The 15,171-nt window shown below is 37.6% G+C and carries 12 protein-coding genes; 10 read left to right on the top strand and 2 right to left on the bottom strand.

What is annotated here, in order from left to right:
- Positions 1–45 precede the first annotated feature (45 nt).
- Together K9N40_10835 and K9N40_10840 are read right to left on the bottom strand one after the other, a co-directional pair.
- Positions 46–2,040 carry a copper-translocating P-type ATPase gene (locus tag K9N40_10835; GenBank protein ID MCF7814962.1) on the bottom strand — a complete coding sequence of 665 codons (1,995 nt, stop codon included), beginning with the start codon at positions 2,038–2,040 and terminating at the stop codon, positions 46–48.
- 179 nt (positions 2,041–2,219) lie between these two features.
- Positions 2,220–2,504, bottom strand: coding sequence for a DUF4282 domain-containing protein (locus K9N40_10840; GenBank protein ID MCF7814963.1), 285 nt, complete (start codon positions 2,502–2,504; stop codon positions 2,220–2,222).
- A 689-nt stretch (positions 2,505–3,193) separates the two neighbouring features.
- Between K9N40_10840 and mfd the strand changes: the two genes are divergently transcribed.
- From mfd to pssA, 10 genes are all read left to right on the top strand, one after another.
- On the top strand, positions 3,194–6,598 hold the full coding sequence (gene mfd, locus K9N40_10845) for a transcription-repair coupling factor (protein MCF7814964.1): 3,405 nt from the start codon (positions 3,194–3,196) through the stop codon (positions 6,596–6,598).
- 78 nt (positions 6,599–6,676) lie between these two features.
- Positions 6,677–8,068 (top strand): SLBB domain-containing protein, encoded by a 1,392-nt coding sequence (locus tag K9N40_10850; protein MCF7814965.1) that lies wholly within the window; start codon positions 6,677–6,679, stop codon positions 8,066–8,068.
- Between the two features lie 13 nt (positions 8,069–8,081).
- Positions 8,082–9,041, top strand: coding sequence for a GDP-mannose 4,6-dehydratase (locus tag K9N40_10855; protein MCF7814966.1), 960 nt, complete (start codon positions 8,082–8,084; stop codon positions 9,039–9,041).
- A gap of 8 nt (positions 9,042–9,049) precedes the next feature.
- Positions 9,050–10,153: a DegT/DnrJ/EryC1/StrS family aminotransferase gene (locus K9N40_10860; protein ID MCF7814967.1), complete on the top strand. Its 1,104-nt coding sequence runs from the start codon at positions 9,050–9,052 to the stop codon at positions 10,151–10,153.
- Positions 10,154–10,163: 10 nt separating this feature from the next.
- On the top strand, positions 10,164–10,946 hold the full coding sequence (locus tag K9N40_10865; GenBank protein MCF7814968.1) for an electron transfer flavoprotein subunit beta/FixA family protein: 783 nt from the start codon (positions 10,164–10,166) through the stop codon (positions 10,944–10,946).
- A 70-nt stretch (positions 10,947–11,016) separates the two neighbouring features.
- Complete coding sequence (lgt, locus tag K9N40_10870; protein MCF7814969.1) at positions 11,017–11,814, top strand: prolipoprotein diacylglyceryl transferase; 798 nt, start codon at positions 11,017–11,019, stop codon at positions 11,812–11,814.
- Complete coding sequence (locus tag K9N40_10875) at positions 11,795–12,403, top strand: hypothetical protein (GenBank protein MCF7814970.1); 609 nt, start codon at positions 11,795–11,797, stop codon at positions 12,401–12,403. Before lgt ends, K9N40_10875 begins: the two co-directional genes overlap by 20 nt.
- Positions 12,404–12,431: 28 nt before the next feature.
- Complete coding sequence (gene purB, locus K9N40_10880; protein MCF7814971.1) at positions 12,432–13,727, top strand: adenylosuccinate lyase; 1,296 nt, start codon at positions 12,432–12,434, stop codon at positions 13,725–13,727.
- Positions 13,727–14,248 (top strand): hypothetical protein, encoded by a 522-nt coding sequence (locus K9N40_10885; GenBank protein ID MCF7814972.1) that lies wholly within the window; start codon positions 13,727–13,729, stop codon positions 14,246–14,248. The genes purB and K9N40_10885 overlap by 1 nt, the downstream gene beginning before the upstream one ends.
- Complete coding sequence (gene pssA, locus K9N40_10890) at positions 14,238–14,957, top strand: CDP-diacylglycerol--serine O-phosphatidyltransferase (protein MCF7814973.1); 720 nt, start codon at positions 14,238–14,240, stop codon at positions 14,955–14,957. Before K9N40_10885 ends, pssA begins: the two co-directional genes overlap by 11 nt.
- Positions 14,958–15,171: the final 214 nt, after the last annotated feature.

The following is a 15,171-nucleotide window of genomic DNA, read 5'->3' on the forward strand; positions in this document are numbered from 1 at the left end:
GAAGAAATATTTATAGCCTTCCGGGAGAGATTTCGGAGGGCTTTTTTATTTCAATTTCCTTTTTAAGAGTTGAGCATTTATCGCTACCACAATTGTGCTTAAACTCATCAAAATAGCACCCAAAGCCGGGCTGATTACAATACCAGCATTATAAAAAACTCCTGCTGCTAATGGAATTGCGACAACATTGTAACCCGTTGCCCAAACAAAGTTCTGAATCATCTTTTTGTAGGTTTCTTTTCCAAATAAAACCAGCGAAGTAATATCTTTCGGATTACTATTTACCAGAATTATATCAGCTGTTTCTGCTGCTACATCGGTTCCTGAACCAACTGCAATGCCAATATCTGCTGTAGCCAATGCAGGTGCATCATTTATACCGTCACCGGTCATCGCCACAAATTCTCCTTCTTCCTGGAATTGTTTTATTTTCTCAAGTTTTTGTTCTGGAAGCATACCTGCAAAATAACCATCCAGTTTTAGTTTTTCACTAACGCCTTTTACAACTTTTTCGTTATCACCCGAAATTATATAAACTTTCATTCCGGTTTTCTGCAAAGTTTTTACAGCATCATAAGATTCCGGTCTAATTTCATCGGAAAGTGCCAGATAGCCGGCTAATTCATCATTAATAATAGTAAAAACTATGGTTTCTAATTCATCATTTTCAGTTTCTTGCGGAATATCAATATCATTATCTTTTAAATATGCAGGACCTACAATTTTAACATTATTTTCTTCTACATTTGCTTCGATGCCTTTTCCAGTGATCGAATTGAAATCGCTGATTTCAGGTAGATCAATATTTTCCGACTTCACTTTCTGTATAATACCAGAAGCCAATGGATGTTCAGATTGTGTTTCCACTGCTCCAGCGAATCTGAGGATCTGTTTGTCTTCATATTTTTCTGATAACGAAGAATAGTGTGTAACACCAAAATTTCCCTTGGTAAGAGTTCCTGTTTTATCAAATAAGAACATAGTAATTTTTCTGGAATTCTCAAATGCCGACCGATTTCTGATCAATAAACCGTTCTGAGCCGAAATTGAAGTAGAAATAGCTACAACCAAAGGAACAGCTAATCCCAGTGCATGAGGACAGGTTATTACCATCACGCTGGCCATTCGTTCCAAAGCAAAACCAAATGACTTTCCTAAACTGAGCCAGACAATAAGTGTGATAGAACCAATACTGAGTGATGTGAGCGTGAGCCAGAAAGCTATTTTGTCTGCCAGATGCTGGGTTTTAGATTTCTTTGATTGAGCTTCTTTTACAAGCGTGATAACTTTGCTGAGATAAGCTTCTTCTCCCAGTTGTTGAACTTTTACTTTCAGCGAACCGTTTCCATTTATCGTTCCAGCAATAACCTTTTCATTTTCAGTTTTTTTAACAGGTTCCGATTCACCTGTTACCATCGCTTCATTTACATGACTTTTACCTTCTGTTATAAGTCCATCAACCGGAATTTTTTCTCCGGGTCGAACCAGAACAATATCATCTTGATTCAGATCGGAAATCTTTACATCTTTTATAGAATTTTCTTTTATAAGATGGGCATCGGTTGGCATTAACTCGATCAATTTCTTTAGAGAACTGGAAGCATTTACTACTGATTTCATTTCGATCCAATGACCAAGAAGCATGATGTCGATAAGAGTTGCCAGTTCCCAGAAAAAAGTTTTGCCTTCCAAGCCAAAAGAAGTGGCAGAACTATAACCAAAAGCAACAGTGATTGCAACTCCAATCAGGGTCATCATACCGGGTTGTTTTTTCTTCAGTTCTTTGAATAACCCGGTCAAAAACGGCCAACCGCCAAAAAAGTAGATAAAACCGGAAAAAGCAAAAAGTAGATAATTGGCAAAAGCAAACTCAAATTTGTATTGCAGGATATTTTGCACAAAAGGCGATAAAATCAGAATTGGAATTGTTCCGATCAGTGAAATCCAGAATCTTTTTCTAAAATCTTTTATCATCATTTGATGATGCTGGGAATGATCGTGATGCTGGTGTTTGGATTGGCTATGATTTTGATGATCCATCAAAGACTCCTAATATATTTCATATTTATAGTTTTATTTAGGAATCTTGGATGTCAATTAATTTATTATATTTAAATGAGTTGTGTATTAAATTAGAAATCAGATTTTAGACTTTAGAATCTAAATAAACCTTCCAGGAATTGTTTTCCTGGAAGGTTTTTTTTCGACATTCCAGATTTCTAAATTCGAGGTGTGGTATTTTCAGCAATTTTGAAAACGACAATGATAATTTCCAGCCAGATCCGGATCAAAATAACGTAAATTAAAAAACACAATGGGGACAGAATTAGAAACAGAATTCCAAGAGCTGTTGACATATTAAACCCGGCTACAATAAAACCAATCGCTAAAATAATAGATATGACAACACCTAAAATGAACAAAAATTTTATCACTTTTGTAGTGATAAATTCAGAAAATGAAAAATCGAACAATGCACCCAAAAATCCTTTTTTTTCTTCCATAATAATCCTCCAATTATTTTTGTAGCTTAATAAATGTAAGTTACGATAAGTCAATAAATATTTAACCAATAGAATTCCTCGACGCTTGCGTCGGGGTTTTCCGAAATTTCTCCCCTGTTTGAGGGGAGATGCCGAAGGCAGAGGGGTAAATAATGAAAATTCGATTTTCAGCTGCTGAAATAAATTTAGCGAAATACACCTTGGCTCTGCCACGGTGATAGTCAAATTTAAGAATTTTCTTTATTTTCATGAAATTATTTTCAAACAAAAAGACGTAGGATTTTTGATTACATCTATCAAATGCATAAATTGAAATTATAAACAGCTATCATCTATACTAATCCGCAGTTTCAGATTTCTTCATGGTTTTGGGGTTTGGTGGCAAAAATCGACTGCTCAACAATTCACCTTCGTTCGCAACTCAAATCTTCGAAAGAGAAGTGGAGAGACTCCGAATTCTTGTGTTAAGGCCGTTTATCAGTGACGTTCTTACCTCAAGCCTGTGCATTGAGGCAAGTTCGGTTTCGCTGCTTCTCGGCTTGTCGCGGCGTAAAGCAAATGAAGCCGGATGGTAATCTAATCTAACCTTGCGAAGGTCGAGAAAAGCAGGAAGTTCGACAACCTTCGCAAGGATTTCGGCATTCTGCTTGACGGTGAAAGATGCAAAATAAAATTCGCACCTTATGAGTATGTTTTACAATAAAATAAACAAGCTAATCGATGAATCGAAATTCCTGCGGGAATTTGATGAATTATCGCAAAATTCCGGTCTGCTGGTTCACAATCTCAATCGGTCGGCAAAATCGCTGCTGCTGGCTCGTGCGATTAATAAAACCGGCAAGAATGTGATTTTCGTGACAGCCGATGATAAAATGGCAGAAGAATATCTGGAAGATCTCGATTTGATGCTGGGCAGAGATGCCGCTTATTTTCTGCCGGATTACGAAGTACTGCCCTACGAACAACGTTCTCCGCATTATCTTATTCGTGCTCAGCGCATCGAAACTCTGACGGCTGCCGTTTCTGCCGAACCTGCTGTTTTCACAGTTTCCATTCGTTCGCTTCTGCGCAAAATTACCGCTTCAGATATTTTTGGAAAGAATATCATCACGCTGAGAAAGAATGAAGATTTCGATCCTGACGTGCTGGTTTCGGATCTGGTGGGAATGGGTTATGAAAATCAATTTCAGGTAAGTAAAGTTGGTGAAATTGCCCGTCGTGGCGGAATTATCGATGTCTTCAGTCCCAATTCCCACAAGCCTGTCCGCATCGAATTTTTTGGTGATGAAGTAGAATCGATCCGCGTATTTTCGGTCAGTTCGCAACGTTCCACCGGTGAAGAATTAAATAAGATCACGCTGATTCCTTCCCGAGAATTTTCTCTGCACGATCTCGATACATCAGAAGAAATGTGGCAACGTATTCACAAAGATGGATTTTACGAAGGAATCGAATTAGATGCCTCACTTCTGCTTTCCAAAACTGAAACTTTCCTGCAGTATTTTGATGTGGGAAATTGTCTGGTTTTCTGGGATGAATTCCAGTTTTTCCAAAGCTATTTCCAGGAAATTCTGGAAGAAACAACCGAGCTTTATCAAAAAATTCGAGCCAAATATAAAAACCGAAAAATTCCCCAACCGGAAGATATTTTTGAATCGGAAAAATTCGTTAATCAAATTTTTAAAGCATATAAAAACATTTTCCTTAATGGTTCGTTTCAGGAATTTCCGCAAATCAGCAATAAACTGGAAGCTCCGATTACAGCTCAAACCAATATGCACGGTTCGCTGGAAATCCTGGAACAGGAAATTTCTGCCAGGCTGGAACAGGATTATCACGTATTTCTGCAAAGTGATAATAAAAGTCAGAGCAAACGCATGCTGGATTTGCTGCCGCAGTTTGAAAACAAAATGGAATTCACGATTGGAGTGTTACAAAACGGTTTTAACCTGACCGATGCCAGATTAGCAGTTTTCACCGATCATGAAATTTTCAGCCGTTACAAACGCAAAAGACGACAGGCACATTTTTCCAAAGAAGAAGCTCTGGTCGATTATGAATCTTTAAAGCCGGGTGATTACGTAGTTCATATCGATCATGGAATCGGTATCTACAGCGGCTTGAAAAAGCTTACAGTTGGTGGAAATACCATCGAATGTTTGACCCTGAATTATGCCGAAAATGATGTAGTTTACGTTCCCACATTTCAGCTTTCTCTCGTTTCCAAATTTGTTTCTGAAGAAGGCATTGCTCCTTCCATTCACAAGCTCGGCAGCAAAAAATGGGAGAACACCAAGAATCGAGCTAAAAAGCAGATCGAGCTGGTAGCAGAAGATTTGATTCAACTTTATGCTGAACGCAATCTTAGACGCGGAATTGCTTTTGACAAAGATAATAACTGGCAGACTGAAATGGAAGAGTCGTTCATCTATGAAGACACGCCCGATCAAGCGATTGCTACGAAAGAGATAAAAGGCGACATGGAAGACGAAACCCCCATGGAAAGACTGCTGTGCGGTGATGTGGGTTTCGGTAAAACAGAAGTAGCGATTCGTGCTGCTTTCAAAGCTGTGATGAGCGGCTGGCAAGTTGCAGTTCTGGTTCCGACCACTCTTCTGGCGGAACAGCATTATCTGGTTTTCAAAGAGCGTTTAGCACAATATCCGATTAGGATCGCCATGTTCAGTCGTTTCCGAACTGCTGCAAAAATAAGAAAAGATGTTGCCCGACTGGCTCGCGGTGAGATTGATATTGCTATTGGAACGCATCGGCTATTATCCAAAGATATAAAATACAAAAAACTTGGATTGCTCGTTATCGATGAAGAACACAGATTTGGTGTGCGCCACAAAGATAAACTGCGCCAGATGAAATCCAACGTCGATACGCTTTATATGAGCGCTACGCCAATTCCACGTACAATGTATATGGCGCTATCCAAGCTGAAGGAACTTTCTCTTATTCGAACTTCTCCCAAAGCGCGTCTGCCCATCCGCACCGTGATAGTTCCCTGGGATGAAAATGTGATAAAAGATGCGATCAATCGCGAGGTGGATCGCGGTGGTCAGGTTTTCTTCGTTCACAATCGCGTTCAGACGATTGAAAGCGTGGCAACCGAATTACGAAAGTTATTACCGAATGTTTCGTTTGGGATCGGTCACGGACAACTTCCCGAAAAGCAGTTAGAGGCTGTAACTTTAGATTTTGCTCATCATAAATTTGATGTGCTCATAGCTACCACGATCATCGAATCCGGTATTGATATTCCAAATGCAAATACGATTATCGTAAATCGTGCTGATATGTTCGGTCTGGCTCAACTTTATCAAATTCGCGGCCGGGTGGGAAGAAGTAACCGTCGTGCCTATGCTTATCTGATCATTCCACCCAAAATGCACGATGATGCCAGAAAGCGTCTGGAAACTCTCATCGAATATGAATCGCTGGGAAGCGGATACCAGATAGCAATGCGAGACATGGAACTGCGCGGAGCCGGAACGCTGCTGGGAACCAAACAAAGCGGTATTATCAACTCAATTGGATTTAATTATTACAATCGACTTCTCACCAAAGCTATCGAAAACATTCAAGCAGAAAAACCAAAAGAAGAATGGCTGGAAGAAGAACCGCAAAACATCGAAAGATTGCGCATCGAAAGCGATCATTATTTTCCTGAAAGCTACATTGAAAGCGAAAAAGAAAGGCTGGAAGTTTATCGAAAATTGCTGGAATTTGAAACATTGGAAGAATTTGATGAAATAGAAAATGAGCTATTAGACAGGTTCGGGAAAATTCCCGATCAAGCAGTTTCTGCACTCAAATATTTCCGACTTCGTTTGCTGATAGAAAAGACAGGACTGGAAGCTTTGAAGATGAAAAATAATAGCATAATTGTTGAATTCAATACTTCCAAAATGCCTGCCAGGAGATTGCTGACTAAATTTATAGATAAGTTTAAGCATCCAGTAAAAATAGATGCAGTTAAAGGTTTCAAAATTGTTTTTGAAATTGATGATGCCATAGAAGATCAAAGACTTTTATTGATAGATGAAAGTTTGAGAATGGCAGAATTCCTTTATGAAAACTTGAATTAAGCGGATTTGAATGATCAATTATAAATTGACAAAATATATTAATCTAAGATTTTTTCCTGAATTTCCTAAGGAGGAAGTGTGGTAATAAAGAAATTAAATATAATTTTTATTATATTGGGAATTCTATTTTCTCTGAATGCTCAATATGATGAATTTGATTCTGCCGCTATGATGTATCACGTTTCATTGGTTGGAGCGGTTCCAAACCCTGGTGTGTTTTTAGTTCCACCCTCTACGCGTGTATCGCAAGTAATAAAGCTTGCTGAAGCTGAATATTTACAAACCAGAATGCCGAATGCAGATAGAAGGGAAGACCTTGATAAAGACGCCGACCTTTTTAAACTTCGTTACGAAGAATATCTGTCTGAAGATGAGGACGTAGCTCTACCAGAAGCATCACAAAGATTAATAACAATAAAACGAAAAGAAGGTGATGTAAAAATTGATCTGGCAAAATTTTATACTTTTGGCAAATCAGATGAAAATCCCTACATAATGGACGGAGATATAATTTTTATTCCAGCTCTGCAAAACAGAGTTGAGATTTCCGGTGCTGTAAATAAAGAAGGACAATACGAAATTGTAGATGGCGATAGAATAGTTGATGCTGTTGAATTTGCTTTTGGAACTGCTAATGGTGCTTTTCTGGAAGAAGTTGAAATATTAAGATTCCACGAAAATAATAGAGCGGAAAAATTGCTCATAAATTTGAAAAATGCGCTGGAAGATGAAAACAGCGAAGACAATATTCTGCTGCAAAATGGTGATCATATTTTTGTTAGATTTATTCCTGATTTCCATGAAAAGAAATTTGTAAAAATTGCCGGAGAAGTTGAATTCCCAGGTGAATATCTCATCGTTGAAGGCGAGACAACCTTGCTGGAAGTTCTCGAAAAATGTGGTATCGATGAAGAAAATGCAGACCTGGAAAATGCCTTTGTGCAAAGACCCGATGTAAATATCGATATCGACCCTGAATTTGAAAGATTGAAAACTACTCCACAACAAACAATGCACTATCTGGAATATGCCTATTTTAAGAATAAAACCCGCCAGCTGAAAGCAAAAATGTCGGTTGATATACAGAAATTATGGAATTCCAGAGATGAAGCAGAAAATATAGTTTTGGAAGAGAATGATTTTATCTTCATTCCATTGAAGTCCAAAACAGTTTATGTGACAGGGCAAGTCGCTAATCCTGGATTTGTAAAAATAGAACCAGGCTTAACTTATATAGATTATATCGAGAAAGCTGGTGGTATGCTGAGAAGTGCCAGAAAAGGCAAAACACGCATTATAAAAGCAAATTCTACTTTATGGATGAAACCAAATAAAGATTTGATCATTGAAGAAGGTGATATGATCTTTGTGCCGGAAAAATCAGAACTCGATTACTGGCAGCTTACCAAAGACACACTAACTTTGATAAGCCAGGTTGCTACACTTTACGTCATAATTCTAAGATACTAATCAAGGAGAAAGAATGAAAATATTAATAACGGGCGGAGCTGGATTTATCGGCTCTCACCTGGCAGAAAAACTGTTAAAAGAAGGTCATGAAATTTCTGTGATAGACAACCTATCCACAGGAAAATATTCTAATATTATCCATCTGATCAAAAATGAAAAGTTCAATTATGTAATCGATTCGATTTTAAATCGAGATGTTCTGGAAAAACTTATTAAGAATGCCGATCAAATCTATCATTTGGCAGCAGCAGTTGGTGTAAAATACATCATCGATAATCCGCTTCTTTCATTAAGAACGAATATTGTCGGAGCAGAAAACGTTTTGGAATTTGCCAATAAATATAAAAAGAAAGTGTTGATAGCTTCAACTTCTGAAATTTATGGCAAAAGCGATAAAATTCCCTTCAAAGAAGAAGATGACCGGTTGCTTGGCTCGACTCATATTTCCCGCTGGAGCTACAGTTCTGCCAAAGCAATTGATGAATTTCTAGCTCTGGCTTATCATAGAGAAAAGAAGTTACCTGTTGTTATTGTAAGATGCTTCAATACGGTTGGACCACGTCAGACAGGTCAATATGGCATGGTAGTTCCCAAATTTGTCCACAATGCCCTTCTCAATCATCCGATCACAATTTTTGGTGACGGAAAACAATCCCGCTGTTTCTGTGATGTTTGTGACGTAACAGATGGAATGATTAAACTAATGAACACGAAAAAAGCTGAAGGTCAAATATTTAATATTGGTAATGACAAAAGCATCTCAATCGAAGAATTAGCTCAGAAAGTTAAGAAAATGACCAACAGTCGATCTAAAATAGATTATGTAAAATATGAAGATGCTTATGAAGAAGGCTTTGAAGATATGCGTCATCGCAAACCCGATCTTACAAAAGTACAAGAAATGATAGGATACAAGCCAAAATTTTCTCTGGATCAGATTTTACAGAGAATTATCAATTTCTTCGAAGAATAGGATAAATTATGAAAGTACCGCTTCTGGACCTGAATGCTCAATATGAACCGATTCTGAATGATATTCGCGCAGAGATGGAAAAAGTTTTTGCTACTCATGCTTACAAACTGGGACCGCAAGTAAAAGAATTTGAAGCAGAAATGCAGAAATTCTGTAATGCAAAACATGCAGTTGGTTGTGCTTCGGGAACCGATGCTCTTGTTCTGGCTCTTCTCGCTTTAGGAATTGAAGAAGGAGATGAAGTTATAACCACTCCATTCACCTTTTTTGCAACAGCAGGTACGATTTATCGGGTTGGAGCTAAACCGGTTTTTGTAGATGTAAAAGAAGATACTTTCAATATCGATCCCGAAAAAATAGAACCAGCGATAACCTCACAAACAAAAGCAATCGTAGCTGTTCATTTATTCGGTCAACCGGCAGAAATGGATAAGATCATGGCAATTGCCAAAAAACATAATTTAAAAGTTATCGAAGATAATGCTCAGGGAATTGGTGCAAAATTTGATGGCAAAGTTGCCGGAACTATTGGCGATATTGGTACTCTTTCCTTTTTTCCCAGCAAAAATCTGGGAGCAATGGGCGATGGCGGCATGTGTTTGACCAATGATGATGATCTTTCCGATAAACTTTTTCAACTGAGACAGCACGGCGAAAATCCGCAATATTATCATAAATGGGTTGGCTTGAACAGTCGGCTTGATACAATTCAGGCAGCAGTTTTGCTGGTTAAGTTGCGTTCTTTGCAATCATGGTCGGAAGCTCGCCAGAAGAATGCTGAATATTATTACAAATATTTAAATGACATTCCCCAGATAAAACTTCCGGTAGTTCATCCCAAAGCGGAAAGTATTTTCAATCAATTTACCTTAATAGCAGAAAAACGAGATGAATTATTAGAATTTTTAAGAGCAAACGACATCGGTTGTGCTGTTTATTATCCGCTTCCTCTGCATCTTCAGGAATGTTTCTCATATTTAAATCACAAAGAAGGTGATTTTCCAATTACCGAAAAACTAGCGAAGACTGTTATTTCGATTCCTGTGTTCTCAGAGATCACGAAAGAGCAACAGGATTTTGTGATCGAGAAGATCAGAGAATTCTATAGTTAGGAGTGAGCCGATGAATATAATTGTGTGTATAAAACAAGTTCCCGATACAAATGAAATAAAGATCGATCCCGAAACAAATACGCTGATAAGAGAAGGCGTGGAAAGCATAATAAATCCATTTGATCTTTATGCAATTGAAGAAGCGCTGCGGCTAAAAGAAAAACACGGTGGAAAAGTGACAGCGATAAGTATGGGACCTCCTCAGGTAGAAAAAGCTCTGCGAGATTCAGTATCTTTGGGTGTGGACGAAATATTACTTCTTACCGATCGTAAGTTTGCCGGTGCAGACAGCTGGGCTACAAGCCTGGTTTTAGCAGAAGCGATCAGAAAGATAGGAAATTATGATCTGATTTTATTTGGACAGCAAGCAATCGATGGAGATACTGCCCAAGTTGGACCGGGAGTAGCTTCTCATCTGGGAATTACACAAACCGGATTTGTACGGGAAATCGAAGAAATAGCTGAAGGTAAAATGATCGTACAACGCTTGATGGAAGATGGTTACGATCGTATAAAAGTATCACTTCCTGCTGCGTTAACGGTTGTAAAAGATATCAATGTACCAAGACTTCCTTCTTTGCGCGGTAAACGCAATGCCAAAAAAGCTGAACTCAAAACCATGAATGCAGACGATCTGGAGTTAAATGAAAATGACGTTGGCTTGAATGGATCGCCAACTCAGGTAGTAAAAATATTTTCTCCTGAGATGAATAAAGAAGTAGAAAAGCATGACCTTCCTGCTGAAGAACTGGCAGAAATCTTATATAATAAATTAAAAGAATTAGGTAAATAATAATTGAATTAACTTACAAAAAAGCACACGAGAAATGCTTGTGTGCTTTTTAGTTAAATGAGGAAAAATAATGTTACAATTTCCCAATATTGATCCGACGATCCTGAAAATTGGCAGCTTTGAAATCCGCTGGTACGGTGTTTTTTACATTGTCGGATTTATAGTTGCCTACGTTTTCATTCGACGTCATTATTCCCTGAAAAATGTAAAATTGAACAAAGAAGAATATGAAACCCTCTTATTTAATTTGATGTTGGGTGTTATCATCGGCGGAAGATTAGGTTATGTCTTATTTTACAATTTTACCTATTATCTGGAGAATCCTTTGCATATTTTCACGGTTTGGCAAGGCGGAATGTCATTTCATGGTGGAGCGATTGGTGTTATTGTTGCCGGATTATTGTTCTGCAAAAAATATAACAGAAATTTCTATGTTCTGGCAGACCCAGTTATGCCGCTGGTTTCTATCGGCCTCTTTTTTGGCAGGATGGGAAATTTCATCAATGCTGAACTTTATGGAAAACCAACTTCCGTGCCGTGGGCAATGATCTTCCCAAATTCCGACGGCAAACCACGTCACCCATCTCAAATTTATGAAGCTTTGTTGGAAGGCATCCTGCTTTTCATAATTACGAATTTTATGTTCCGCAAAATTAAAAAACCGGGAATTGTTTTCTGGACTTGGATCGGACTTTACGGATTATTCCGTTTTCTGGTGGAATTTGTTCGAGAACCTGATGTTCATTTAGGATATGTGTGGGGATTTATGACTACCGGACAGATCCTCAGTTCGTTTATGATAGTTTCCAGTTTAGTTGCAATTGCCTTATTGATTCGAGAAAAGGAAGATGAAAAAACTGAAGAATAGTTTATTTCTGTTCTTTGTTTTATTTGTTCTTGGATGTTCATTTAACAAATCGATCGACCATCCACAAAAAGAAAAACTACTGATTCAAAATCTGCAGAAATGGCAAAATTTTAAAGCTGATGGCATCATCGAAGCAAATTATAAAAACTTTGTTTTTCGCAAAAACATCCATATAGATAAAGCTCATTCAAATATGAAGATAACTGTTTTTGATTCCGGTATTTTCGGCCTGAAACCGGAACCTTTTATCAGCTTGGAAATTGATTCTCTGATATCTATCAAGTCACAATCTGAACCTGAAAAAAATTATCAGATTGCTGATTTTCCAGGTTTAAATTTTATTTTGGATTCAAATTCTCTGATCCAATATAAAAATGAAATCATCACAAACGAAAAATTGCAACTTTCCAATGGAACAAAAATAACATTTTCTGAGATAATGCAGCTAAAGAAAATTAACATTCCCAGCAATTCCTGGGAAATAGATTTTTTCTATCACGAGGATCTTAGTTCAATAGAAGTTTATGAAAAAAATCAGCTTCTGGCAAAAATTGAAATTGACAGAATAAGACGTGAAGATAAGCAATAATGGTGAATAAATTTTTGGAGTTAAAAAAATGATCGAAAGATATTCACGAGAAGAAATGGCAAAGATCTGGGAATTGCAGAATCGTTTTCAGTGCATGCTGGATGTGGAAATTGCTGCCTGTAAAGCAATGAATGAACTTGGAATGATTCCGGATGATGATCTATTTGAGATCGTAGAAAAAGCCGATTTTGATGTGGAACGAATTGCCGAAATTGAAGCTACAACCAAACATGATGTGATCGCTTTTCTTACAAATATTGCCGAATTTGTGGGCCCGGCTTCACGCTGGATCCATTATGGAATGACTTCTTCCGACGTGCTGGATACTGCTACTTCTCTGCAATTGCGTCAGGCAGGAGAATTGGTAATTCGCGATCTGGAGAAATTCAGCGAAGTGCTGAAAATAAAAGCACGTGAACATAAATATACTCTCTGTATTGGAAGATCTCATGGCATTCATGCCGAGCCGATAACGTTCGGTCTCAAGTTTGCGCTCTGGTTCGATGAAATGCAGAGAAACCTGAAACGTATGGAAAATGCTGTGGAAAATATTTCTGTAGGACAAATTTCTGGAGCTGTGGGAAATTATGCCCATCTTTCGCCGGAAATTGAAAAGATCGCCTGTAAATATTTGGATCTGAAAACTGTGAATATTTCCACTCAGGTTATCCAACGCGATAGAATTTCGGAATTCTTGAACACAATTGCTATCATTGGTTCCACGATTGAAAAAATATCTCTGGAGATTCGCCATTTGCAGCGAACAGAAGTTTTGGAAGCTGAAGAAAATTTCTCCAAAGGTCAGAAAGGATCATCTGCCATGCCTCATAAACGCAATCCAATTGTAACCGAGCAAATGTGCGGTTTAGCACGTCTTTTGCGCAGTAATGCTATGGCAGCTTTGGAAAATAATGCACTCTGGCACGAACGTGATATCAGTCATTCTTCGGTGGAAAGGATCATTCTACCCGATTCCACGATTTTAATGAATTACATGCTGAATAAAATGATCAAACTCATCGATAATCTACTGATCTATCCTGAGAAAATGATGGATAATATAAATCTAACAAATGGATTAGTTTTCTCTCAAGTTTTCCTGTTGGAACTTGCCAAAAAAGGAATTTCCCGCGAAGATGCCTACCAGATGGTGCAGAGAAATGCCATGCAATGCTGGAAAACAAAACAGCCTTTCCAGGAACTTTTACTGGCAGATGATGAAGTAATGGAATATTTCAAAACAGAAGAAATAGATGATATTTTCTCTTTCGACCGATACACGGAGAACGTCGATCACATCTTCAAAAGAGTTGGAATTAATTGATGAATACCCTGAACCCAGTAGAGATCATAAATAAAATCCAAACAGCAAAATACAAGAAAATCGCTTTGCCGATTCTGCTGGTTATTACTTCATTTATAATTAATCACTTTTACCAATTTGAAGAAACCAGGTATATTGCAATTGTGGGACTGATCTGGTATGTTTTTATTTTCATGCAATTCAAAGTAAATAGAGTTGGAAATGTAGAAGAAGATACTATTTGCAGTCCGCTTTCAGGTAAAATAACTGATGTTTCAAAACAACAAATTATCATCACTAAATCCTGGTTTGATTCCAGCGATATTCGTTTTTCCGGTTTGGATGAGAACATTTTATTTTGGGCAAAGAAACCGGTAATTTTGGAAGATAGTGATATTTCCGGCAAATTAATTGGCTACACAATTGGAAGAAATTCCTGCAAAATTGAATTTGACGAAGAATGGGAAACGCTTGTAGAAATTGGGCAGAAAGTGATATCGGGTGATCCTATTTTGAAAAAAAGAGAAAATGATGGCGAATAAATGGAATAAATACAAAATCCTGATCCCAAACAGTTTTACAGCACTAAGTTTAATTTTGGGATTAATTGCTCTGCAGCTAATTTTTGAAGGTGAATTTGAAAAAGCAGCCTGGCTGATTGCCGTTTCAATGGTTTGTGACTTCCTGGATGGTAAAATTGCCCGGATGCTGGATGCTATGAGTAAGTTTGGTGCTACTTTTGATACACTGGCGGATTTTGTCGCTTTTGGAGTCGTGCCGGGATTTCTGGCTTACAAATCTTCTCTTTACCAGATTAAAATTGTAGGTTTCATTGTTGTTGTTTTTTACGTCTTTGCCGGCGGATATCGGCTGGTTCGCTTTACACATTCAAATATAAATCCAACCAAAAAACACCCCTTTATTGGCTTACCAATTCCAGCTGCTGCGGGAACGATTTCATCTTTCATAATTGTAAATTTCTACCTTTGGAATCAAGTAAAATCACCAGATATTTTATTGGCTGTTGTATTCATTTCTGCCATTTTGATGATCAGTAAAATCGAGTATTTACCACTGGATAAAGGGCATAAATTTACCAAAGAAACCAAGCTTTTTATCAGCTTGGGAATTCTCAGTGCGATAGCAGCGTTTTGGTATCCATACATCATTTTTATTGGATGGATAATAATCTATATTTTGTATGGGATTATTCGTCATATTATATTAGCAGCAAAGAAGCAGCAAAAATAAAGAATTAATCACACATCTTTCTGAATTTTAAATCCAACATAAAGCTAAATGCTTATAAATTATACGATTACACGATAACCCAAGTTTCGGCAAAATGCCTCTAAGTTCTTATTTTGCAAGGGCGGCTTTTTTGTTTGGGCACTACATTCTTACTTTCACATCATGATATTTCCGATTAAATTTGAACTTGAGATTTAATTTCTGATATATTTCA

It is taken from the genome of Candidatus Cloacimonadota bacterium (assembly GCA_021734245.1).
In the GTDB taxonomy this organism is placed as follows: domain Bacteria; phylum Cloacimonadota; class Cloacimonadia; order Cloacimonadales; family TCS61; genus B137-G9.